At 73.3% G+C, this 22,386-nt stretch carries 21 protein-coding genes; 17 read left to right on the top strand and 4 right to left on the bottom strand.

Going from position 1 to position 22,386, the window contains the following annotated elements:
* Positions 1-7: 7 nt before the first annotated feature.
* On the top strand, positions 8-1,084 hold the full coding sequence (locus tag HLB15_RS12350) for a glucose 1-dehydrogenase (protein WP_171106070.1): 1,077 nt from the start codon (positions 8-10) through the stop codon (positions 1,082-1,084).
* A 74-nt stretch (positions 1,085-1,158) separates the two neighbouring features.
* Here HLB15_RS12350 and HLB15_RS12345 read toward each other — a convergent pair whose 3' ends face one another.
* Together HLB15_RS12345 and HLB15_RS12340 are read right to left on the bottom strand one after the other, a co-directional pair.
* On the bottom strand, positions 1,159-1,920 hold the full coding sequence (locus HLB15_RS12345) for a methyltransferase domain-containing protein (RefSeq protein WP_171106068.1): 762 nt from the start codon (positions 1,918-1,920) through the stop codon (positions 1,159-1,161).
* 53 nt (positions 1,921-1,973) lie between these two features.
* Entirely contained in the window at positions 1,974-2,957 is a 984-nt protein-coding gene (locus HLB15_RS12340; protein WP_171106065.1) for a quinone oxidoreductase family protein, read from the bottom strand.
* 65 nt (positions 2,958-3,022) lie between these two features.
* Here HLB15_RS12340 and argC point away from each other — a divergent pair, with 65 nt between their 5' ends.
* From argC to HLB15_RS12280, 12 genes are all read left to right on the top strand, one after another.
* On the top strand, positions 3,023-4,105 hold the full coding sequence (gene argC, locus HLB15_RS12335) for an N-acetyl-gamma-glutamyl-phosphate reductase (RefSeq protein ID WP_171106064.1): 1,083 nt from the start codon (positions 3,023-3,025) through the stop codon (positions 4,103-4,105).
* Positions 4,102-5,283 carry a bifunctional glutamate N-acetyltransferase/amino-acid acetyltransferase ArgJ gene (gene argJ / locus HLB15_RS12330; protein ID WP_171106062.1) on the top strand — a complete coding sequence of 394 codons (1,182 nt, stop codon included), beginning with the start codon at positions 4,102-4,104 and terminating at the stop codon, positions 5,281-5,283. The genes argC and argJ overlap by 4 nt, the downstream gene beginning before the upstream one ends.
* Entirely contained in the window at positions 5,280-6,209 is a 930-nt protein-coding gene (argB, locus tag HLB15_RS12325; RefSeq protein WP_171106060.1) for an acetylglutamate kinase, read from the top strand. The genes argJ and argB overlap by 4 nt, the downstream gene beginning before the upstream one ends.
* A complete protein-coding gene (locus tag HLB15_RS12320) occupies positions 6,206-7,498 on the top strand; it encodes an acetylornithine transaminase (RefSeq protein ID WP_171106058.1) in 1,293 nt (430 codons plus the stop codon). The genes argB and HLB15_RS12320 overlap by 4 nt, the downstream gene beginning before the upstream one ends.
* On the top strand, positions 7,495-8,424 hold the full coding sequence (gene argF, locus HLB15_RS12315; RefSeq protein WP_171106055.1) for an ornithine carbamoyltransferase: 930 nt from the start codon (positions 7,495-7,497) through the stop codon (positions 8,422-8,424). The genes HLB15_RS12320 and argF overlap by 4 nt, the downstream gene beginning before the upstream one ends.
* A complete protein-coding gene (locus tag HLB15_RS12310) occupies positions 8,424-8,933 on the top strand; it encodes an arginine repressor (RefSeq protein ID WP_171106053.1) in 510 nt (169 codons plus the stop codon). Before argF ends, HLB15_RS12310 begins: the two co-directional genes overlap by 1 nt.
* A gap of 49 nt (positions 8,934-8,982) precedes the next feature.
* On the top strand, positions 8,983-10,230 hold the full coding sequence (locus HLB15_RS12305; RefSeq protein ID WP_171106051.1) for an argininosuccinate synthase: 1,248 nt from the start codon (positions 8,983-8,985) through the stop codon (positions 10,228-10,230).
* Positions 10,227-11,702 carry an argininosuccinate lyase gene (gene argH, locus HLB15_RS12300; RefSeq protein WP_171106049.1) on the top strand — a complete coding sequence of 492 codons (1,476 nt, stop codon included), beginning with the start codon at positions 10,227-10,229 and terminating at the stop codon, positions 11,700-11,702. The genes HLB15_RS12305 and argH overlap by 4 nt, the downstream gene beginning before the upstream one ends.
* A gap of 136 nt (positions 11,703-11,838) precedes the next feature.
* Positions 11,839-12,390, top strand: coding sequence for a uridine kinase family protein (locus HLB15_RS12295; protein WP_171106048.1), 552 nt, complete (start codon positions 11,839-11,841; stop codon positions 12,388-12,390).
* 45 nt (positions 12,391-12,435) lie between these two features.
* On the top strand, positions 12,436-13,083 hold the full coding sequence (locus HLB15_RS12290) for a DNA-3-methyladenine glycosylase (protein ID WP_171106046.1): 648 nt from the start codon (positions 12,436-12,438) through the stop codon (positions 13,081-13,083).
* 105 nt (positions 13,084-13,188) lie between these two features.
* The gene (locus HLB15_RS12285; protein ID WP_171106044.1) at positions 13,189-13,551 is read left to right on the top strand and encodes a PadR family transcriptional regulator; all 363 of its coding nucleotides are present in this window, start codon (positions 13,189-13,191) and stop codon (positions 13,549-13,551) included.
* On the top strand, positions 13,551-14,921 hold the full coding sequence (locus HLB15_RS12280; protein WP_171106042.1) for a permease prefix domain 1-containing protein: 1,371 nt from the start codon (positions 13,551-13,553) through the stop codon (positions 14,919-14,921). The genes HLB15_RS12285 and HLB15_RS12280 overlap by 1 nt, the downstream gene beginning before the upstream one ends.
* A gap of 69 nt (positions 14,922-14,990) precedes the next feature.
* Here HLB15_RS12280 and HLB15_RS12275 read toward each other — a convergent pair whose 3' ends face one another.
* Both HLB15_RS12275 and HLB15_RS12270 read right to left on the bottom strand, forming a co-directional pair.
* A complete protein-coding gene (locus tag HLB15_RS12275; RefSeq protein ID WP_171106040.1) occupies positions 14,991-15,971 on the bottom strand; it encodes an ATP-grasp domain-containing protein in 981 nt (326 codons plus the stop codon).
* A gap of 19 nt (positions 15,972-15,990) precedes the next feature.
* A complete protein-coding gene (locus HLB15_RS12270) occupies positions 15,991-17,280 on the bottom strand; it encodes an MFS transporter (RefSeq protein WP_171106038.1) in 1,290 nt (429 codons plus the stop codon).
* A 140-nt stretch (positions 17,281-17,420) separates the two neighbouring features.
* Here HLB15_RS12270 and HLB15_RS12265 point away from each other — a divergent pair, with 140 nt between their 5' ends.
* The 4 genes from HLB15_RS12265 (at position 17,421) to tyrS (ending at position 21,672) form a co-directional block, all read left to right on the top strand.
* Positions 17,421-19,112, top strand: coding sequence for a SpoIIE family protein phosphatase (locus HLB15_RS12265; protein WP_171106036.1), 1,692 nt, complete (start codon positions 17,421-17,423; stop codon positions 19,110-19,112).
* A complete protein-coding gene (locus HLB15_RS12260; RefSeq protein ID WP_171106034.1) occupies positions 19,109-19,807 on the top strand; it encodes a helix-turn-helix transcriptional regulator in 699 nt (232 codons plus the stop codon). Before HLB15_RS12265 ends, HLB15_RS12260 begins: the two co-directional genes overlap by 4 nt.
* Positions 19,808-19,895: 88 nt before the next feature.
* On the top strand, positions 19,896-20,300 hold the full coding sequence (locus HLB15_RS12255; protein WP_171106031.1) for a VOC family protein: 405 nt from the start codon (positions 19,896-19,898) through the stop codon (positions 20,298-20,300).
* Positions 20,301-20,412: 112 nt separating this feature from the next.
* A complete protein-coding gene (tyrS, locus tag HLB15_RS12250) occupies positions 20,413-21,672 on the top strand; it encodes a tyrosine--tRNA ligase (RefSeq protein WP_171106029.1) in 1,260 nt (419 codons plus the stop codon).
* Positions 21,673-22,386: the final 714 nt, after the last annotated feature.

Raw genomic sequence — 22,386 nt, 5'->3', positions numbered from 1 at the left:
CGGACCGATGCGTGCACTGACCCTCGTCCCCGGGCAGCCGGAGACGCTCGCCGTCACCGACGTCGACGAGCCCGAACCGGGAGCCGGCGAGCTGCTGGTCGACGGTCTCGCCGTCGGCGTGTGCGGCACGGACCGTGAGATCGCCGCGGGCGAGTACGGCTGGGCCCCGCCCGGCCGGGAGCGCCTCGTGCTGGGGCACGAGTCGCTGGGGCGGGTGCGCACGGCGCCGGAGGACTCGGGGTTCGAACCGGGCGACCTCGTCGTGGGCGTGGTGCGCCGGCCGGACCCGGAGCCGTGCGGGGCGTGCGCGCGGGGGCAGTTCGACATGTGCCGCAACGGGAGGTACACCGAGCGCGGCATCAAGGAGCTGGACGGCTTCGCGTCCGAGCGGTGGACGGTCGAGGCCGAGTACGCGGTGCGCCTGGAGCCGTCGCTGCAGGACGTCGGCATGCTGCTCGAGCCGGCCACCGTGGTGGCGAAGGCGTGGGAGCAGGTGCAGCGCGTGGGGGAGCGCGCCTGGTTCGAGCCGAAGGTCGCGCTCGTGACCGGTGCGGGGCCGATCGGGCTGCTGGCGGCGCTGCTCGGCGTCCAGCGCGGCCTGGAGGTGCACGTGCTCGACCGGGTGGCGGACGGGCCGAAGCCGGGGCTGGTCGAGGACCTGGGCGCGGTGTACCACGCGGACCCGGTGCCCGAGGTGGCCGAGACGGTGCGCCCGGACATCGTCATCGAGGCGACCGGGGCGGCGCAGGTCGTGCTGGACGCGCTGTCGGCGACGCGGTCGTACGGCGTCACGTGCCTCACGGGGGTGACCTCGGCGGGGCGCAGGATCTCGTTCGACGTCGGAGCGATGAACCGCGACATCGTGCTGGAGAACGACGCGGTGATCGGCACGGTGAACGCGAACCTCGACCACTACCGGGCGGCGGCGGACGCGCTGGCACGGGCGGACTCCGGCTGGCTCGACCGCGTCGTGACCCGCCGGCTGCCGCTCGAGGACGCCCTGGAGGCGTTCGGGGAGCAGCCGGAGGGCGCGGGCCGCGACGAGGTCAAGACGGTCATCAGCCTCGCGGGCGGCGAGGCGTAGGAGGCGTCGCCTCGCCCGCGCCGGATGACTACCTCGCCAGATGACTACCTCGCCAGGTGACTACCTCGGCGGGGTTACGGGGTTCGGGTGGCTACCGCGAAGACGCGGCGGAACGCGAGCGGGGTGCCGTACGGTCGCTCGGGGTAGGCCTCGCGCAGCGCGGCGCCGTACTCGGCCTCGAACCGGGCGCGGAGCGCGGGGTCGGCCGCCTCGAGGGCGTGCAGCACGGGCTGGGCTCCGGTGGCGGAGATCCACCGCAGCACCGGGTCGGGTCCCTGGAGCACGTGGGTGTAGGTCGTCTCCCAGGCGTCGACGGTCCAGCCGGGCCGGGCCAGGATCTCCAGGTACTCGTCGGGGTCCGCGGTGGCGCGCCGCTCGACCGCGCCGACCACCTCGGCGTACGGGGCGCGGGCTGCGACCTCCCGCAGGAGCAGGTGGCTGGGCGCGTCGTGGTTGCCGGGCACCTGGAAGGCGAACGTCCGGGCGGCGCGGTCGGCGAGCGCGGGCAGCAGGTCGCGGTGGCCGGGGACCCACTGGAGGGCGGCGTTGCTGGTCACGACGTCGGCGGTGTGCCGGTCGGTCGCCAGGTCGGCGAGCACGTACTCGGTGCCGGGGTCGGAGGCGCGGGCCTGCTCGATCATGGCGGGGGAGGAGTCGACGCCCGTGACGCGGGCCTCCGGCCAGCGCGCGCGGAGCACCGCGGTGAGGTGGCCCGGCCCGCACCCCAGGTCGACGACGGTCGCAGGCGTGCCGGGCACGCGCGCGACGAGCTCGCCGAAGGGGCGCGAGCGCTCGTCGGTGTACTGCAGGTAGGCACCGGGGTTCCAGTCGGCCATGACAACTCCTCGACGTCGAGTATCTTGACGTCAAGATACATCACGCCGGGCCGTCACGGGACGAGCAGCACCTTGCCCGTCGTCGCGCGGCCCTCGAGCGCCTCGTGCGCGGCCGCGGCGTCCGCCAGCGGGTACGTCGCGCCGACGCGGACCTCGAGCGTGCCCGCCGCCGCGGCCTCCAGCACCTCGGCCGCGCGCCACTCGAGCTCCTCGCGCGTGGCGGTGTGGTGCCCGAGCGTGGGGCGGGTGAGGAACAGCGAGCCGCCGCGGTTGAGCCGCTGCGGGTCCACAGGCGGCACCTGGCCCGACGACCCGCCGAACAGCACGAGCATGCCGCGCGTGCGCAGCGACGCGAGCGAGGCGTCGAACGTCGTGCGCCCCACGCCGTCGTACACGACGTGCACGCCCCGGCCGTCGGTCAGGTCGCGCACCAGCGCGGGCAGCTCGGTGGTCAGGTCGCCCATGGCCGCGTAGTCGAGGGTGTGCGCGGCGCCGGCGGCCGACGAGAGCGCCGCCTTCTCGGGCGTCGACACGGTGGTCAGGACGCGCCCGCCGCGCGCGACGGCGAGCTGCGTGGCCAGCAGGCCCACGCCGCCCGCGCCCGCGTGCAGCAGCACGTCGTGCCCTGGCTGCACCTCGAACGTGGAGCGCACCAGGTAGTGCGCCGTCATGCCCTGCAGCGGCAGGGCCGCGGCGGTGGTGAGGTCCATGCCGTCGGGCACGTGCACCACGTGCTGCGCGTCGAGCGCGACGAGCTCGGCGTAGGAGCCGGGCCCCTCGTGCCATGCGACGTGGTCGCCGACGGCGAAGCCGGTCACGTCCTCGCCCAGCGCCACCACGGTGCCCGCACCCTCGACGCCCACCGTGTGCGGGTAGGTCATGGGGTACACGCCGCCGCGACGGTAGGTGTCGATGAAGTTCACGCCGGCCGCGGCGACGCGGACCAGGAGCTGGCCGGGTCCCGGTTCCGGGTCGGGGAGCTCGGTGTACGACAGGACCTCGGGGCCGCCCGCCTCACGGGCCACGACTGCGCGCATGCACCGAGCCTAACCACCGGTCCCGGACTATGCGTTCGGCTGCATAACTATGTATAGTGCCGAATATGTCCAGCAGCCAGCTCATCCGCGTCGCCGTCGCGGGCGCCTCCGGGTACGCGGGCGGGGAGGCGCTGCGCCTCCTGGCGGCGCACCCGTTCGTCGAGATCGGCGCGCTCACCGCGCACGCGAACGCCGGCACCGGCCTCGGCGAGGTGCAGCCGCACCTGCGCGGCCTCGCGCACCGCATCCTCGAGCCCACCACGCCCGAGACGCTCGCCGGGCACGACGTCGTGGTGCTGGGCCTGCCGCACGGCGCGTCCGGCCAGGTCGCGGCCCAGCTCCCGGACGACGTGCTGGTCATCGACCTCGGCGCGGACCACCGGCTGGAGTCCGCGGCGGACTGGGAGCAGTTCTACGGGTCCACGCACGCGGGCACGTGGCCGTACGGCCTGCCCGAGCTCCTCCACGCACCCGCGCCGGGTGCCGACGTCGCGGCTGCGCCGCGGCAGCGCGAGAAGCTCGCGGGCGTGCGGCGCATCGCCGTCCCGGGCTGCAACGTCACCGCGGTGACCCTCGGCCTGCAGCCCGGCGTCGCCGCGGGCGTCGTCGAGCCGACCGACGTCGTCGCGGTGCTGGCCAACGGCTACTCCGGCGCGGGCAAGGCGCTCAAGCCGCACCTGCTGGCGAGCGAGGCGCTGGGGTCCGCGCAGCCGTACGCGGTGGGTGGCACGCACCGCCACATCCCCGAGATCGCGCAGAACCTGCGGGCCGCGGGCGCGCCCGACGTGACGCTCAGCTTCACGCCCACGCTCGTGCCCATGGCGCGCGGCATCCTCGCCACGGCGACGGCGCCGCTGGCCGCGGGGGCCGACCCGGAGCAGGTGCGCGCCGCGTGGGAGGCCGCCTACGCCGACGAGCCGTTCGTGCACCTGCTGCCCGAGGGGCAGTGGCCGAGCACGGCGATGACGCTCGGCGCCAACACGGCGCTGGTCCAGGTGGCGGTCGACGCCGCCGCCCGCCGCGTGGTCACCGTGACGGCCATCGACAACCTGGTCAAGGGCACGGCCGGAGCCGCCGTCCAGTCCATGAACCTCGCCCTCGGCCTGCGGGAGACCGCCGGCCTCATCACGGAAGGAGTCGCCCCGTGACGGTCACCGCCCCGCAGGGCTTCCGGGCCGCCGGCGTGACGGCCGGCCTCAAGGCCTCCGGCACGCCCGACCTGGCGCTCGTGGTCAACGACGGCCCCGAGCACACGGCAGCGGCCGTGTTCACGAGCAACCGGGTCGTGGGTGCCCCGGTGCTGTGGTCGCGCCAGGCGGTGAAGGACGGCGTCGCCCGTGCTGTCGTCCTCAACTCGGGCGGCGCCAACGTCTGCACCGGGCCGGGCGGGTTCCAGGACGTGCACGCCACCGCGGAGAAGGTCGCCGGCGAGCTCGGCATCGGCGCCATCGACGTGCTCGTCGCCTCGACCGGCCTGATCGGCGTGCGGCTCGCCGCCGAGAAGCTGCTCGCGGGCGTGCCCGTGGCCGTCGGCGAGCTCGCGTCCGACGACGCCGCAGGGCAGGCCGCCGCCGCCGCGATCATGACCACCGACACCGTGGCGAAGACGGCGGTGCGCACGGTCGAGACGCCGTCGGGCACCTTCACGGTGGGCGGCATGGCCAAGGGCGCCGGCATGCTCGCCCCCGCCCTGGCGACGATGCTGTGCGTGGTGACCACCGACGCCGTCGTGCCGGCGGCGGACGCCGACGCCGCCCTGCGGGCGGCCACCCGCGTGACCTTCGACCGCGTCGACTCCGACGGCGCCATGTCCACCTCGGACACCGTGGTGCTCATGGCGTCGGGCGCCTCCGGGGTCACGGCGGGCCTGGACGAGCTCACCACGGCCGTCACGGAGGTCTGCGCCGACCTGGCCCGGCAGCTGGTCGCCGACGCCGAGGGCGCGTCCCACGACATCGCGATCACCGTCACGCACGCCACCACCGAGGACGCGGCCCTCGCCGTCGCCCGCGCCGTGAGCCGGTCCAACCTCGTCAAGGCCGCCGTGTTCGGCAACGACCCCAACTGGGGCCGCATCCTGTCCCAGGTCGGCACCGTGCCGGAGGACGTCGCGCCGTTCGACCCGGAGCAGCTCGACGTGAGCGTCAACGGCGTCCTGGTCTGCAAGGCCGGCGGCGCGCACGAGGACCCGGAGAAGGTCGACATGGCCGCGGCCCGCGAGGTCACGATCACCGTCGACCTGCACGCGGGCGAGGCAGAGGTCACCCTGTGGACCAACGACCTCACGCACGACTACGTCCACGAGAACAGCGCGTACAGCACATGAGCAGCGACGTCGTGAACGGGCTGCGGCCCGACCAGAAGGCCGAGGTGCTCATCGAGGCCCTGCCCTGGCTGCAGGAGTTCTCCGGCGCCCTCGTGGTGGTCAAGTACGGCGGTAACGCCATGGTCGACGACACCCTCAAGGCCGCGTTCGCGCAGGACATGGTGTTCCTGCGGCAGGTGGGGCTGCGGCCCGTCGTCGTGCACGGCGGGGGACCGCAGATCAACGCCATGCTCGACCGGCTCGGCATCGCGTCCGAGTTCAAGGGCGGCCTGCGCGTCACCACGCCCGAGGCCATGGACGTGGTCCGCATGGTGCTCACCGGACAGGTCAGCCGCGAGCTGGTCGGCCTGATCAACGCGCACGGCCCGGTCGCCGTCGGCCTGTCCGGGGAGGACGGCGGCCTCCTGGGCGCCGAACGCCGGACCGCGGTGGTCGACGGCGAGCCCGTCGACGTCGGCCTCGTCGGCGACGTCGTGCAGGTCGACCCGCGCGCCGTCGAGGACCTGCTGCAGGCCGGGCGCATCCCCGTCGTCTCGACGATCGCACCCGACAAGGACGACCCCACGCAGGTGCTCAACGTCAACGCGGACACGGCGGCGTCGGCGCTCGCGGTGGCCCTGGGCGCCAAGAAGCTCATCGTGCTCACCGACGTCGAGGGCCTGTACACCGCGTGGCCCGACAAGGGCTCGCTGGTGCAGCGCATCGCCGCGCCCGAGCTGTCGGCGCTGCTGCCCAGCCTCGAGGCGGGCATGGTGCCGAAGATGGAGGCGTGCCTGCGCGCCGTCGAGGGCGGCGTGCCCGCCGCGACGGTCATCGACGGGCGACAGCCGCACAGCGTGCTGCTGGAGGTCTTCACCACCCGCGGCAACGGGACCATGGTCGTCCCGGGGCCCGCCCACGACCCGCAGGAAGGCGTCCCCGCATGAGCACCCTGGTACCCGGCGAGGGCGCCGCCCTGACCACCGACGGCTCCGTCGCGGCCTGGACCGACCGGTACACCGGTGCCGTCATGGACACGTTCGGCCCGCCGCAGCGCGTGCTGGTGCGCGGCGAGGGCGCGTACGTGTGGGACGCCGACGGCACGCGCTACCTCGACCTGCTCGCCGGGATCGCCGTCAACGCGCTCGGCCACGCGCACCCCACGCTCACCGCGGCGGTCAGCGCCCAGCTCGGCACCCTCGGGCACGTCTCGAACTTCTTCGGCACGCCCACCCAGATCGCGCTCGCCGAGACGCTGCTGCGCATCGCCGAGGCGCCGGAGGGCTCGCGCGTGTTCTTCACCAACTCGGGCACCGAGGCGCTCGAGGCGGCGTTCAAGATGACGCGGCGCGTGCCGACGTCGGACGGCGCGGGCACCCGCACCCGCGTGCTCGCCCTGGAGGGCGCCTTCCACGGCCGGTCCATGGGCGCGCTCGCGCTCACGGCCAAGGAGGCCTACCGGGCGCCGTTCGAGCCGCTGCCGGGCGGCGTCGAGCACCTGCCGTTCGGCGACCTCGCGGCGCTCGAGGCCGCGTTCACGCCGCAGGCCGTCGCCGAGCGCGGCGAGGTGGCGGCCCTGGTCGTCGAGCCCGTGCAGGGCGAGGCCGGCGTGCGGCCCCTGCCGCCCGGCTACCTCGCGGCGGCCCGCCGCCTGACGCGGGCCCACGGCGCGCTGCTCGTGCTCGACGAGGTACAGACCGGCGTCGGCCGGTGCGGTACCTGGTTCGCCTACCAGCAGCCCGAGGTCGGCAGCGGGATCGTGCCCGACGTCGTCACGGTCGCCAAGGGCCTGGGCGGGGGGTTCCCGGTCGGCGCGGTGGTCGCGTACGGCGACGCCGCCCGCCTGATCGGCCGCGGCCAGCACGGCAGCACCTTCGGCGGCAACCCCGTCGCCGCGGCGGCCGCGCTCGCGACGCTCGGCGTCATCGAGCGCGACGGCCTGCTGGCCAACGTCCGCGAGGTCGGGACCCTGCTGCGGCAGGAGATCGAGCTGTGCGGCAGCCCCCTGGTCAAGGAGGTGCGCGGGCGCGGCCTGCTGCTCGCCGTCGTGCTGAACCGGCCCGTCGCGCCGCAGGTCGCTGCCGCCGCGCTGGACGCGGGGTTCGTGGTCAACGCGGTCGCGCCCGACGCGATCCGGCTCGCCCCGCCCCTGATCCTGACGGCGGAGCAGGCCGCCGACGCCGCCCGCTTCTTCGCATCCCTGCAGCCCGCCCAGTTCCCGGAGGACCCCGCATGACCCGCCACTTCCTGCGCGACGACGACCTGACGCCCGCCGAGCAGAAGGCCGTGCTGGAGCTCGGCCTCGCGCTGCGCGCCGACCGGTTCGCCCGCCGTCCGCTGGAGGGGCCGCGCGCGGTCGCGTTCATCACGGACAAGCCCACGCTGCGCACGCAGGTCTCGTTCGCCACCGGCATCGCGGAGCTGGGCGGGTTCCCGCTGGTCGTGGACGGCAACCTCGCGCAGATCGGCGTACGCGAGTCGGTCGCCGACACCACGCGCGTGCTCGACCGGCAGGTGTCGGCCATCGTGTGGCGCACGTTCGGCCAGGAGCGCATCGAGGAGATGGCGTCCGTGTCGCGCGTGCCCGTCGTCAACGCGCTCACCGACCAGTTCCACCCCTGCCAGATCCTCGCCGACCTGCTCACGATCGCGCAGCACCGCGGCCTGGACGCCCTGCCGGGCAGCACGTTCGCCTACGTGGGCGACGCCGGCAACAACATGGCCGCGTCCTACCTGCTCGGCGGCGTGACCGCGGGCCTGCACGTCCGGGTCGCCGGCCCGGAGGGCTACCTGCCCGACGCCGCGGTGCTCGCCCGGGCGCGGGAGCTCGCCGCGGCGACGGGCGGCTCTGTCACCGTGACGACGTCGGCCGAGGAGGCCGTGGCGGGGGCCGACGCCGTGGCGACCGACACCTGGGTGTCGATGGGCGACGAGGCGGAGGCCGCCGAGCGCGCGAAGCCGTTCTGGGACTACCAGCTGGACGACGACCTGCTCGCGGCCGCCGCCCCCGACGCGCTCGTGCTGCACTGCCTGCCCGCCTACCGCGGCAAGGAGATCACGGCCGCGGTCATCGACGGCCCGCGGTCGGTCGTCTGGGACGAGGCCGAGAACCGCCTGCACGCCCAGAAGGCGCTCCTGGCCTGGCTCCTGGAGCAGGGCTGATGGGTGCGCGCCCGACGACGACCGCGACGACCAAGGCGGCGCGGCACGCCCGCATCACCGAGATCGTGCGGCGCACCGCCATCCACTCCCAGGCCGAGCTCGCCGAGGCCCTCGCGGCCGACGGCGTGAGCGTCACCCAGGGCACCCTCTCGCGCGACCTCATCGAGCTGCAGGCGGAGAAGGTGCGCGGCTCGGACGGCACCCTCGTCTACGCGGTGCCGGGCGAGGGCGGCGACCGCAGCACGCAGTCCGACGCGAGCGAGGAGTACCTGTCCGCGCGGCTGGCCCGGCTCGCCAAGGAGCTGCTCGTCTCGGCCGAGTCGTCGGGCAACCTCGTCGTGCTGCGCACCCCGCCGGGCGCGGCGAACCTGCTGGCCTCGGCCATCGACCACTCCGTCTTCCCCGGGATGCTCGGCACCATCGCGGGGGACGACACGATCCTCGTCATCGCGCGCGACCCCGACGGCTCGGCGCTCGCCGAGCGCTTCCTCGCGCTCAGCGCCGGATGACCCACCACAATCGCACCTGAACACCACCACCGGAAAGAGATCGTCAATCATGACTGAACGCGTCGTGCTCGCCTACTCGGGCGGCCTGGACACCTCCGTCGCCATCGGCTGGATCGCCGAGGCCACCGGGGCCGAGGTGGTCGCGGTGGCCGTCGACGTCGGCCAGGGCGGCGAGGACATGAACGTCATCCGCCAGCGTGCGCTCGACTGCGGCGCCGTCGAGGCGTACATCGCCGACGCGCGCGACGAGTTCGCGGCGGAGTACTGCATGCCCGCGCTGCGGGCCAACGGCATGTACCTCGACCGGTACCCGCTCGTCTCGGCCATCTCGCGCCCCGTCATCGTCAAGCACCTCGTGCGCGCCGCCCGCCAGTTCGGCGCCTCGACCGTCGCGCACGGCTGCACCGGCAAGGGCAACGACCAGGTGCGGTTCGAGGTGGCCACCACCTCGCTCGCGCCCGACCTCAAGTCGATCGCGCCCGTGCGCGACCTGGCCCTGACCCGCGAGAAGGCGATCGACTACGCCGAGCGCAACGACCTGCCGATCGCGACCACGAAGAAGAACCCGTTCTCGATCGACCAGAACGTGTGGGGCCGCGCCGTCGAGACCGGCTTCCTCGAGGACATCTGGAACGAGCCCACCAAGGACGTCTACTCCTACACCGACGACCCGACGTTCCCGCCCGTCGCCGACGAGGTCATCCTGACCTTCGAGCAGGGCATCCCCGTCGCCATCGACGGCGTGCCGGTCACGCCGCTGCAGGCCATCCAGGAGATGAACCGCCGCGCGGGCGCCCAGGGCGTCGGCCGCATCGACATCGTCGAGGACCGGCTCGTGGGCATCAAGAGCCGCGAGATCTACGAGGCGCCCGGCGCCATCGCGCTCATCGCCGCGCACCAGGAGCTGGAGAACGTCACCGTCGAGCGCGAGCAGGCCCGGTTCAAGCGCCAGGTCGAGCAGCGCTGGAGCGAGCTCGTCTACGACGGCATGTGGTTCTCGCCGCTGAAGAAGTCGCTCGACGTCTTCATCGACGACACCCAGAAGTACGTCTCCGGCGAGATCCGCATGGTCCTGCACGGCGGCCGCGCCACCGTCACGGGCCGCCGCTCGGAGCAGTCGCTCTACGACTTCAACCTCGCCACCTACGACGAGGGCGACTCGTTCGACCAGTCGCAGGCCCGCGGGTTCATCGAGATCTACGGCCTGACCGCCAAGCTCGCCGCCGCGCGCGACGAGAAGTTCGGCAACGGCGTGGACCTCGGTACGCCCGCGGACCTCACGGCGGGCGCGCGGTGAGCGAGCAGGACGGCGCGGGCGACGTCGCGCGGACGGCTCCGGCCCCGGCCGCGGGGTCGGGGGAGAAGGTCGCCCTCTGGGGCGGCCGGTTCGCCGGCGGCCCGTCGCCCGAGCTCGCGGCCCTGTCGCAGTCGACGCACTTCGACTGGCGCCTCGCGCCCTACGACATCGCGGGGTCCAAGGCGCACGCGCGCGTCCTGGCCCGCGCCGGCCTGCTCACCGAGGCCGAGCTGGCGCGCATGATCGACGCCCTCGAGGTGCTCGAGCAGGACGTCGCCTCGGGCGAGTTCCTGCCGGTGCTCGAGGACGAGGACGTGCACACCGCGCTCGAGCGCGGGCTGCTCGAGCGCGCGGGCACCGAGCTCGGCGGCAAGCTGCGCGCCGGACGCTCCCGCAACGACCAGATCGCCACGCTCGTGCGGCTCTACCTGCGCGACCAGGCGCGGACCATCGGCACGCAGGTGCTCGACCTCGTCGACGAGCTGATCGCGCAGGCGCAGGCCGCGGGTGACGCGCCCATGCCCGGGCGCACGCACCTGCAGCACGCCCAGCCCGTGCTGCTCGCGCACCACCTGCTGGCGCACGCGTGGCCCCTGCTGCGCGACGTCGACCGGTTCCTCGACTGGGACGTGCGGGCCTCGACGTCCCCGTACGGCTCGGGGGCGCTCGCGGGCTCCTCGCTGGGCCTCGACCCCGCCGCCGTGGCGGCGGACCTCGGCCTGGAGGGCGGGCCCGTCGAGAACTCGATCGACGGCACGGCCGCGCGTGACGTGGCGGCGGAGTTCGCGTTCGTCGCCGCGATGATCGCGGTGGACCTGTCGCGCCTGGCCGAGGAGATCATCCTCTGGAACACCAAGGAGTTCGGGTTCGTCCGGCTGGACGACGCGTACTCCACGGGATCCTCGATCATGCCGCAGAAGAAGAACCCGGACATCGCCGAGCTCGCCCGCGGCAAGGCCGGGCGCGTCATCGGTGACCTCACCGGGCTGCTCACCACGCTCAAGGGCCTCCCGCTCGCGTACAACCGCGACCTGCAGGAGGACAAGGAGCCGGTGTTCGACCAGGTGGCGACCCTGACCGTGGTGCTGCCCGCGTTCACGGGCATGGTGCGCACCCTGCGGTTCGACACCGACCGCATGGCCGAGCTCGCGCCCCAGGGGTTCTCGCTCGCCACCGACATCGCCGAGTGGCTCGTGCGGGAGGGTGTCCCGTTCCGCGTTGCCCACGAGGTGGCCGGCGCGTGCGTGCAGGAGTGCGAGACGCGCGGTATCGAGCTGTGGGACCTGTCCGACGAGGACCTCGCCCGCATCTCGGAGCACCTCATGCCGGAGGTGCGCTCGGTGCTGTCGGTCGAGGGCTCGCTCGCGTCGCGCGACGGCGTCGGCGGCACCGCCCCGGCCCGCGTGGCCGAGCAGATCGAGGCGGCCAAGGAGCGCGCCACGGAGTACCGCTTCTGGTCCCAGCCGCAGTAGCGGGAGCGGCGCCGCGCGCTCTCCGCGCCGACCCAGCGATCGTGCCCGGATCCGGCCGGGGATCCGGGCACGATCGCTGGGTCGGCGGAGCGCACGGGCGCGCAACGGGGCGGGAGCGTCCCGGAGAGGGGGAGACATGAGCGTGGAGAGTGGCGTGCTCGGAGTGGTGCTCGAGCGGATCAGGGCGTCCGACGCGCGGCTGGTGTGCGTGGACGGCCCGGCCGGCTCGGGCAAGACGACGCTGGCCGCGCAGCTCGGCGACGCGCTCGAGGCACCGGTGGTCCACATGGACGACCTGTACGAGGGCTGGGCGGCCGGCCCCGACGGCGGGGCGGCGAACCTGCGCCGCTGGGTGCTCGACCCGCTGGCCGCGGGCGAGCGCGTCCGGTACCGACGCTTCGACTGGGTCGACGCCGCCTGGGCCGAGTGGCACGAGGTGCCGCCGTCGACGTACCTCGTCGTGGAGGGCTGCGGCGCCGCGGCCCGTCAGGTCGACACCCTGGGCGCGTTCCGCGTCTGGGTCGAGGCCGACGACGCCGAGCGTCTGCGCCGCGGCCTGGAGCGCGACGGTCAGGAGGCGCGCGAGCACTGGCTGCGCTGGATGGCCGACGAGGCGGCGCACTACGCCCGCGAGCGCACCCGTGACCGTGCCGACCTCCGCCTGGACGGCTTCGGCGAGCTGGTCTGACGCGTCCGGCGCGGACCTTCGAGGGGAGCCGGAGAGAATGGGTGGGTGAGAGAGCTCAGCGGCACCGCCTTCTTCGACCGGCCCGTGGTGGAGGTCGCCCGGGACCTGCTCGGCGCCGCCCTGACCCGCCGGACGCCGGAGAGCGCCGTCACGCTGCGCCTCACGGAGGTCGAGGCGTACGACGGCGCGAACGATCCCGGATCGCACGCCTACCGCGGCCGGACCCGGCGCAACGGCACGATGTTCGGTGAGCCCGGCCACCTGTACGTGTACCGGCACCTCGGCCTGCACCACTGCGTCAACGTCGTCTGCGGTCCGCGGGGGACGGCGTCGGCCGTGCTGCTGCGTGCCGGTGAGGTGACCGACGGCACCGCGCTGGCCCGGGCTCGGCGAGAGACGTCGGGCGTGGCGCGCACCGACCGTGACCTGGCCCGCGGCCCCGCACGCCTGGCGGTCGCCCTGGGCCTCGACCTGACCGACGACGGCGCCGCCGTCACCGACCCGGACGGCGACGTCCTGCTGGTGCCCGCCGTGCGGCCCGCCGGGACGGTCCTGTCCGGGCCCCGCGTCGGCGTGAGCGGCGACGGCGGTCGCGCGGACCTGTACCCGTGGCGGTTCTGGCTCGACGGCGAGCCGACGGTCTCGGTCTACCGCCCGGCCCCGCCGCCGCGGCGGACACCGCCGATGACCTGACACCACCCGCCAGGCCCACACCGTTCCACCACACACGACCTAGAACCGCTATGCCTAGGACTGCTAGGGTAATGACCCCTAGCAGCACTAGGCATAGGAGTGCGAGTGCACATCGACAAGGACCTGGTCGCGGCGTCCGCCACACCGCTCGTCCTCGGCATCCTGGCCGACGGCGAGTCGTACGGCTACGCGATCCTCAAACGCGTCAACGAGCTCTCCGGCGGGCGCATGGAGTGGACCGACGGCATGCTCTACCCCCTGCTCCACCGGCTCGAGCGGCTCGGCTACGTGAAGTCGTCGTGGGGCACCTCCGACGTGGGGCGCCGGCGCAAGCACTACGCGATCACCGGCACGGGCCGCGAGGCGCTCGCCGAGCGGCGGCAGCAGTGGGCCGTCGTCTCCGAGGCGCTCAAGCAGGTCTGGCAGGACGCGCTGCCGGGCCCGGCGGTCGCGGAGGGGTGGGCCTGATGACCGAGCAGAACGCGCACGCCGCCCTCGAGGAGCAGATCGACCAGTGGCGCGCCTACGTGCAGCGGCGCCGCGCCATCTCCGCCGCCGACGTCGACGAGATGGAGGACCACCTGCGCGGCCAGGTCACCGACCTCACCGCGGGCGGCCTCGACGACGACGAGGCGTTCCTCGTCGCCGTCAAGCGCATGGGCAACCTCGACGACGTCTCCCGGGAGTTCGCCCGCGAGCACTCCGACCGGCTCTGGAAGCAGCTCGTCCTCGTCCCCGACGAGCCGGGCGAGACCGGCCGGTGGCGTGAGCTCGGCGTCGTCCTGGCGCTCGCGGTCGCCGCGGGCATCTGGGTCCGCATCCTCGTCGACGCCTCGGGCGGTGACGACGTCGTCGTCGTGCGCAACGCGGTCTTCGCCGTCCTGCCGTTCCTCGCGGGCTACTTCGCGTGGAAGCGCCAGGTCTCCTGGCGCGTGAGCGCGACCCTGCTCGCCGTGACCGCCGCGCTCGCGCTGGTGGTCAACCTCTATCCGTTCGAGCAGGGCCCTGACGACGGGCCCGGCATGACCGGGTTCCTCGCCATCACCCACACGCCCGTCGTGCTGTGGCTGCTGCTCGGTGTCGTCTACGCGGGCGGTGCGTGGCGCTCGGGCGCTCGCCGCATGGACTTCGTCCGGTTCACGGGCGAGCTCGCCATCTACCTCGTGCTGATCGCCCTGGGCGGCGGGCTGCTCATCGGCCTCACGGTCGGCACGCTGAGCCTGGTCGACATCGACATCGAACCGTTCCTCGAGGACTGGATCGTGCCGTTCGGCATGCCGGGAGCGCTCCTGGTCGGGGCCTGGCTCGTCGAGGCCAAGAAGAACGTCGTCGAGAACATCGCGCCCGTGCTCACGCGCGTCTTCACGCCGCTGACGATCGTCATGCTCGTCGCGATCCTCGTCGCCCTGCTCGCGAACGGCCCGCTCACGGCCGTCGACCGCGAGCTGCTCATCCTCATGGACGCGATCCTCGTGCTCGTGCTGTTCCTGCTCCTGTACTCGATCTCGGCGCGCGACCCGCTCGCCCCGCCCGGGATCTTCGACTGGCTGCAGCTGGTGCTCGTCGGGGCGGCGCTCGCGGTCGACGCGGTGGCGCTGACCGCGATGCTCACCCGCATCGCCGAGTTCGGGTTCACCGCGAACAAGGTCGCGGCCCTCGGCCTGAACCTGCTGCTGCTCGTGCACCTCGCGTGGGCGGCGTGGCTCGGCCTCGGGTTCGCCCGCGGCCGGCGCCCCTTCGCCGAGGCCGAGCGCTGGCAGACGCAGTACCTGCCGGTCTACGCGGTGTGGGCCACGATCGTCGTGGTCGCCTTCGGCCCGCTCTTCGCCTTCGCGTAGGCCCGTCGACCCCCGCCGAGCGCGGGATCCTCGCCCTCCTGGCACACGGTGCGGGCGAGGATCCCGCACTCAGCGCGTCGGGTAGGTCTCGGCCAGGACGCGGGACAGGTGGCGGACGATCTCGCGCGGGCCCGAGAGGTCCGTCGAGCGCTCGACGTCGCTGTTGTAGTTCGTGTTGGTGTTCACGTCGTAGGTGAGCACGCGGCCGTCGGCGGTGCGGATGTTCTCGATGCCGGCGATCTCGATGCCGTGCCGCTCCATGAACGCGAGGTACTTCCCGACCACCGGGTCGTCGTAGCCCGCGCGCTCGGAGAACAGGCCCCACTCGTCGTCGGGCGCCATCGAGACGGTCGCGCCGACCGGCATGACCGGCCGGCCCGTCCCGGGGTCGATCGCGCACGCGTCGGCCGGGCAGAGCTGGAACCCGCCGCGCTCGGTGTCGCCGCGCACGGCATAGACCATGCGGCCGCCGACGAGCTCCACGCGCGTGATGCCGCCGTCGGCCGCCGCGACGTACTCCTGGACCAGCGTGATGCCGTCCACGGGTTCCTCGTACTCGTCGGAGGCCACGTGCTCGGCGAGGTCGTCGTAGCGGTCGAACCGGCGCACGCCCAGGCCCTTGCCGCCCTGGTTGTGCTTGGTGACGAACGGCGCGGGGAAGTCCTGGGCGGCCTTGAGCACCTGGTCCCGCCCGACGGCCGCCACCGTGCGCGGCGTCGCGATGCCAGCGGCCCGCAGCGCGGTGAGCTGGTCCACCTTGCTCATCTCGAGCTCCAGCACGCGCCGGCCGTTGACCGTGCGGCGGCCGTGCGCCTCCAGCCAGGAGAGCACGGCGCGCGCGTAGTCCTTGGTCAGCCCGTTGCCGCGCGTGTGGCTGCTCGCCGAGATGCGCGACCAGAACACGCCCTCGGGCGGCGCCTCGTCGAGGTCCAGCACCCCGTCGGTGAGCAGCCACTCCTCGTACTCGACCCCCTCGGCCGCGAACGCCTCGGCGAACGGGGTGAACCAGTCGGGGTTCTCGTGCAGGGCATAGATCTGCGGGGTGCTCACCCCTCGATCCTGGCACGCCTCACGGCGTCCCGACCGTGTCCTGCGGCACAGTCTCCGCCGCCTCCGTCGCGTCCGCCGGCGGCTCGTCGACCTGCGCGAGCGACCGGCGCGCCCCGGGGAACGCGAGGATCGCCGCGAGCACGGCCACCAGCAGGACCCCGGCGAGCACCAGCAGCGCCTCGACCGAGAACTGGTCGGCCAGCGGGCCGAACACCACCATCGACAGCGGCATCGCGACGGTCATCACGATGCCGACGAACCCGAACACGCGCCCCTGCATCTCGGGCTCGACCCGCTCCTGGATGATCGTCATGGCGGGGGTGTTGAGCGCCGCGAACATCACGCCGATGACGAGGCCGATCGAGAAGAACACCCACATGTTCGTCGCGACACCGAGGCCCGCCACCAGCACGCCCGTGAGGATGACCGAGCCGACCATGAGCCGCACCCGGCGCGTGATCCGCGGGCCGACCGACGCCATGACGATGCCGCCGAGCAGCATGCCCGCACCCCAGAACAGCTCGTTGGCCGTCAGCTTCCACACCTCGTCGCCGAACGTGCGCGTCACCATGAGGGGCGTGAGGTAGCTCGGCGCGCCCACGAGGAACATGACGAGCGCGAACAGGATGATGAGCCAGCGCACCGGCGCGTGCGACCCGATGTACCGCACGCCCGCCGCGAGGTCGCCGAAGTAGGTGACCGGCTCCCCGTCGTCGCTGCGCACCAGGCGCGGCACCGCGACGAGGGCGAGCATCCCGACGCCGATCAGCGCCGTCGCCACGTCCACGAAGAACACCGTCACGATGTCGTAGGACGCGTAGATGACGGCGGCGAGCGCCGGGGCGAGCAGCATCATCCCGGACTGGATCGACTGGAACAGGCCGTTGACGCGCATGAGCTGGTCGGTGGGCGTGATCTGCGGGATCATCGCGCTCACGGCGGGCGTCTGGATGCCGGCGAAGACCGAGCGGACGGCGAGGGCCGCGTAGATGACCCACAGGGAGTCGACGCCGCTGACCATGAGCAGCGCGAGGCCGAGGGTGGCCAGCGCGATGACGGTGTCGGAACCCATGATGAGGAACTTGCGGTGGTGCCGGTCGGCCCAGACGCCGCCGAAGATCGACACGAACGCCTGCGGCAGCATGCCGAAGACGATGCTCAGCATCAGCACGGAGCCGGAGCGGGTCTCGATGGTCAGGTGCCACATCACGGCGTACATGACCACCATCGACCCGAACAGGGAGATGGTCTGGCCCGCGAGGAACAGCCCGACGTTCCGCTTCCAGCCGGGCATCGCGACGTCGCTCATGGGTCCAGCCTGCCTGACGGTCCGGCGGGGCGCCTCGGAATTTCGGTGTTCATGCCCGGCAGACGACGCCGGGGGCGCGAACTCATCGGTCGCGTGACGTGCCCCCTGGTGGACGCGGGCGTCGTCGCTAGAGTGTGGACGTGACGGCGGCATGGTTCGAGGAGGCGACGGCGGACAGCGCCGTCGGCCGGGAAGCGCGCGACGTGGCCTGGGACGCGACCCCGCTCGGTCCACCGGAGAGCTGGCCGGACCCGCTGCGGCACGCCGTCCGGCTGTGCTTCTCGACGCGGTTCCCCGTGATGCTCGTCTGGGGCCCCGACCTGACGCTGCTCTACAACGACGGTTATCGGGAGATGCTCGGCACCAAGAAGCACCCGGCGGCCCTCGGCTCGCCCGCGCGGGCCGTGTGGGACGAGATCTGGGACGAGGTCGGCCCGCTGTTCGACACCGTGCTGAGCGTCGGCCGGCCGACGCTCAGCCGGGACATGCGCCTCATGATGAACCGCAACGGCTACGAGGAGGAGACCTACTTCACCTTCTCCCTGAGCCCCCTGCGGGACGACGACGGTCGCGTCGTCGGCGTGCTCGACATTGCGACCGAGACGACCTACGAGGCGGTCAACCAGCGGCGCCTGGCCGCGCTCGGCGAGGTGCACGCCGCGCTGCCGATGACGTTCACGGACCTGCGCAGCTTCGCGCTCCCGGTGATGGCGGTGCTGGCGCAGAGCGCCGACATCACCCGCGCCGCGTTCTACGACGTCGAGGGCGTGCGGGTCGTGCTGGACACGGGCGGGGCGCCCGAGCCGGGGGAGGAGGCCCTGGTCCGGCGCGCGCTCGAGACGGGCCTGCGCGAGGTCGTGCCCGGCACGGTGGTCAAGCCGGTGCGGTCCGGCCAGGGCAAGGGTCTGCTCGCCGTCCTCGTGCTGCGGGGCACCTCCGTGCGGCCGTGGGACGCGGACTACGCCCGGTTCCTCGTGGTCCTGTCGACGACGATCGCCGCGGCGCTGCGCGACGCCGTTCGCCGCCGCCTCAACGACGAGGCGCTGCGCCGTCGCGCCCTGCGCTCGGAGGAGGAGCGCAACCGCGCCACCGAGGTGTCGCTCGCGCTCCAGCAGGCGGTGCTGAGCGAGCCGCCGGAGCTCGACGACCTGGAGGTCGAGGTGCACTACCGGCCCGCCGCCGCGGAGCGGGACATCGGCGGCGACTGGTACGACGCGTTCGCGACCCAGGACGGCGCCACGACCCTCGTCATCGGCGACGTCATCGGGCACGACCTGGCGGCCGCCGTCGCCATGGGCCAGCTGCGCGCGCTGGTGCGCGCCATCGGCTACGACAGCCAGGGCACGCCGGCGAGCGTGCTGGAGCGCGCGGACGCGGCGATCGACGGGCTCGCGCTGGGCACCGCCGCGACGGCGACGGCGCTCGTGGCCCGCGTCGAGCAGGCCGGCGGCGGCGCGCTCCGCAGGGTGCGGTGGTCGAGCGCCGGGCACCCGCCGCCGATCGTCGTCCGCGCCGACGGGTCGTGCGAGGTGCTGCGGGTCCGCAACGACCTCCTGCTCGGCATGGACCCGGCGGCGCCCCGGCGGGACCACGTCGTCGACCTCGGCCCCGGCGACACGCTCGTGCTCTACACCGACGGCCTCGTCGAGACCCGGCACAGCGCCCTGCACGATCGTCTCGACCGGCTCGCCGAGGTGCTCGCGGGCACGCACGACGCCGGGCTGGAGACCATGGTCGACACCGCGCTGTCCGGCATGCTCGGCACCACGGCCGACGACGACGTCGCCATCGTCATGGTGCGGCCCACCGGCGTGCACGGGCACGCCGGGTGAACCGGACCGACCGCCTCTACGCGATCGTCGAGGAGCTGCGCGCCGTCGCGCCCCGCCCCCGGAGCGCCGCCTGGCTCGCCGACAGGTTCGAGGTGAGCCGGCGCACGGTCGAGCGCGACATCGGCGCCCTCCAGCAGGCGGGCGTCCCCGTCTGGGCCGAGCCCGGCCGCACCGGCGGGTACTGCCTCGACCGTGGCCGGACGCTCCCGCCCGTGAACTTCAGCCCCGACGAGGCGGTCGCGGTCGCCGTCGCCCTGGGCGACCTGGCCGGCACGCCCTTCGCGGGACCGGGCGGGACGGCCCTGCGCAAGATCCTCGCGGCCATGCGCGACGACGACGCGAGCGCCGCGCACGACCTCGCCGCCCGCGTGCACCTGCTCGGCGGCCGGCCCGCCGCCCCGCCCGTGCCCGCCGTCCTGGCCGACGCGATCACCTCCCGCCGCGTGCTGCGCCTGCGGTACATCGACCGCGCCGGCGCGGCCACGACGCGCGACGTCGAGCCGCTCGGCTTCGTGCGGTCCACGACCGCCTGGTACCTGCTCGGGTGGTGCCGCCTGCGCGACGCGGTCAGGGCGTTCCGGCTCGACCGCGTGGACCGGGTCACGGCGACGAGCGAGCGCGCGCCCCACCGCGTGGTGCGGCCGGAGGACGTCCAGGTGCCCGAGGGCGACCTGCGCACGCTGACTCTGCTGTAAACACCGACACAGGGGTGTCGCGCGCTCGCGCGAGGCTGGGTGGCGAGCCGCGGAGAGCCCGCGGCCCCACGGAAGGAACCTCGCACCCATGACCGGTACCACCCTCGCCTCGGTCCGCCTCGTCACGGACGACGTCGACCGCCTCACCGCCTTCTACGAGCTCGTCACCGGGGTCACGGCCGACCGCCTGACGCCGGACTTCGCCGAGCTGCGCACCGCCGCGGGCACGCTCGCCGTCGGCCACACCCGGACCGTCGCCCTGTTCGCACCGGGCTCGGCGGAGCCCGCGGCCAACCGTACGGCCGTCGTGGAGTTCCGGGTGGACGACGTCGACGCCGCCGCCGCGCGGCTGGCGGACGCCCCGGTCGAGACGGTCGCCCCGCCGACCACGATGCCCTGGGGCAACCGCTCCCTGCTGCTGCGCGACCCCGACGGCACGCTCGTCAACCTGTTCGCCCCCGTGAGCGACGAGGCGCGAGCCCGGTTCTCCTGACGGGTGGGACGGACGGCGGCGGGGGATCGTCGTCGGGCACACTATGTGCAGCGGGCCGTCGCGGCCCGCTGCACGCAGACCTTCACTCAGAACAACACAGGGAGCACCCACGGTGACCGACATCCTCGACGAGCTGCAATGGCGAGGCCTGGTGGCACAGTCCACCGACGAGGCCGCGCTGCGGACTGCGCTGTCGGAGGGCACCGTGGACTATTACGTCGGCTTCGACCCGACGGCCCCCTCGCTGCACATCGGCAACCTCGTCCAGATCCTCACCGCGCGCCGCCTGCAGGACGCCGGCCACCGGCCCTACCTGCTCGTCGGCGGCGCCACGGGCCTGATCGGCGACCCGCGCGACTCGGGGGAGCGCACGCTCAACTCGCCCGAGACCGTCGCGGGCTGGGTCGAGCGCATCCGCGCCCAGATCGAGCCGCACCTCGCGTTCGAGGGCGACAACGCGGCCCGGATGGTGAACAACCTCGACTGGACAGGACCGATGTCCGCCATCGAGTTCCTGCGCGACATCGGCAAGCACTTCCGCCTCGGGACCATGCTGTCCAAGGACATCGTGGCCCGGCGCCTCGCGTCCGACGAAGGCATCAGCTTCACCGAGTTCAGCTACCAGGTGCTCCAGGGCATGGACTACCGCGAGCTGTACCGGCGCCACGGCATCACGCTCCAGCTCGGCGGCAACGACCAGTGGGGCAACCTGCTGGCAGGCGTCGAGCTGATCCGCAAGGCCGAGGGCGTCACCGCGCACGCCCTGACCACGCCGCTGATCACCAAGGCGGACGGCACCAAGTTCGGCAAGTCCGAGGGCGGGTCCATCTGGCTCGACCCCGACATGACGAGCCCCTACGCCTTCTACCAGTTCTGGCTCAACCAGGCGGACGCCGACGTCGTGAACTACCTCAAGGTGTTCACCTTCCGCAGCCGCGAGGAGATCGCAGCGCTCGAGCGCGAGGTGTCCGAACGGCCGTTCGCGCGCGAGGCCCAGAAGGCGCTCGCGGGTGACGTGACGACGCTCGTGCACGGGGCTGCCGCCACGGAGGCGGTCATCGCGGCGAGCCAGGCCCTGTTCGGTCGCGGCTCGCTCGAGGAGCTCGACGCGCGGACCCTCGACGGCGCGGTGGCCGAGCTGCCGCGGGTCACGGCCAAGGCCGGCGACCTCGTCGTCGACCTCCTCGTGGCGTCGGGGCTCGTGGCGTCCAAGGGCGCGGCCCGGCGGGCGATCGCCGAGGGCGGGGCCTACGTCAACAACACGAAGGTCACGTCGGAGGACACCGCGCTCGCTCCCGAGGACCTGCTGCACGGCAGGCACGCCGTGCTGCGTCGCGGCAAGAAGACGCTGGCGGTCGCCAGCGCCGAGTGACCCGGTGCCGGCCCGCGCCGGTGCACGCCGGACGGCCGTCTGCCCACGGGGCAGGCGGCCGTCCGTCGTGTCCGCGGGCCGGGTGGCGGGCCTCGGATCCGGTGCGCGAGCAGCCGATTTGGCGTCGGGGCCGAAGGCTGTGTATTGTTCCATCTCGTTCGCCCGGCAGGGAGAAACGGACAGGGAGCGCGGACAGCGCGCCTGGCCGGTCCCCGGGTGGAAACCAACCCCGATCACGGAGTACAGTTGTGTGCCCCGGAATCGGGTGAGGGCTTGCCAGATCGGCCCACCGACCACGGATCCTCACCAGGGTCCTTGCGCCGGAGAGCGTGGTAGGGTAAGTTACAGAGGTTGCCTCCGGACGGATCGCACGGCGCGAGTCGAGATCCACCGGGAGGATCCCTCCCTCGCCCGTCGAAGCCTCGAGCTTCGCCGGCGCAGAAAATGGGAACCAGAATTCCTTCGGTCACTCGAAGAGTTCTCCCCGGCTTTCCAGCCGGGCGGGGATTTGGAAAAGTCCGAAAGGTCCTGGTAGATTAGAGGAACTGCCCCGGGCAGGGAAGTGATCGGAAAGATTGCGGCTCTGGCGGTGTGCGTCGGTTGTTTGAGAACTCAACAGTGTGCTTGATAGTCAATGCCAAACATTTGTTTTGGATCGGATCATGACCCGTGTGGGTTGTGGTTTGGCCAGTATCATTGTTCGCACACACGGTG

Origin of the sequence: Promicromonospora citrea, assembly GCF_013004695.1 — a bacterium.
GTDB lineage: Bacteria > Actinomycetota > Actinomycetes > Actinomycetales > Cellulomonadaceae > Promicromonospora > Promicromonospora citrea.
The sequence above is the reverse complement of the archived record's forward strand: the minus strand, read 5'-3'. Positions and strand labels throughout refer to the sequence as shown.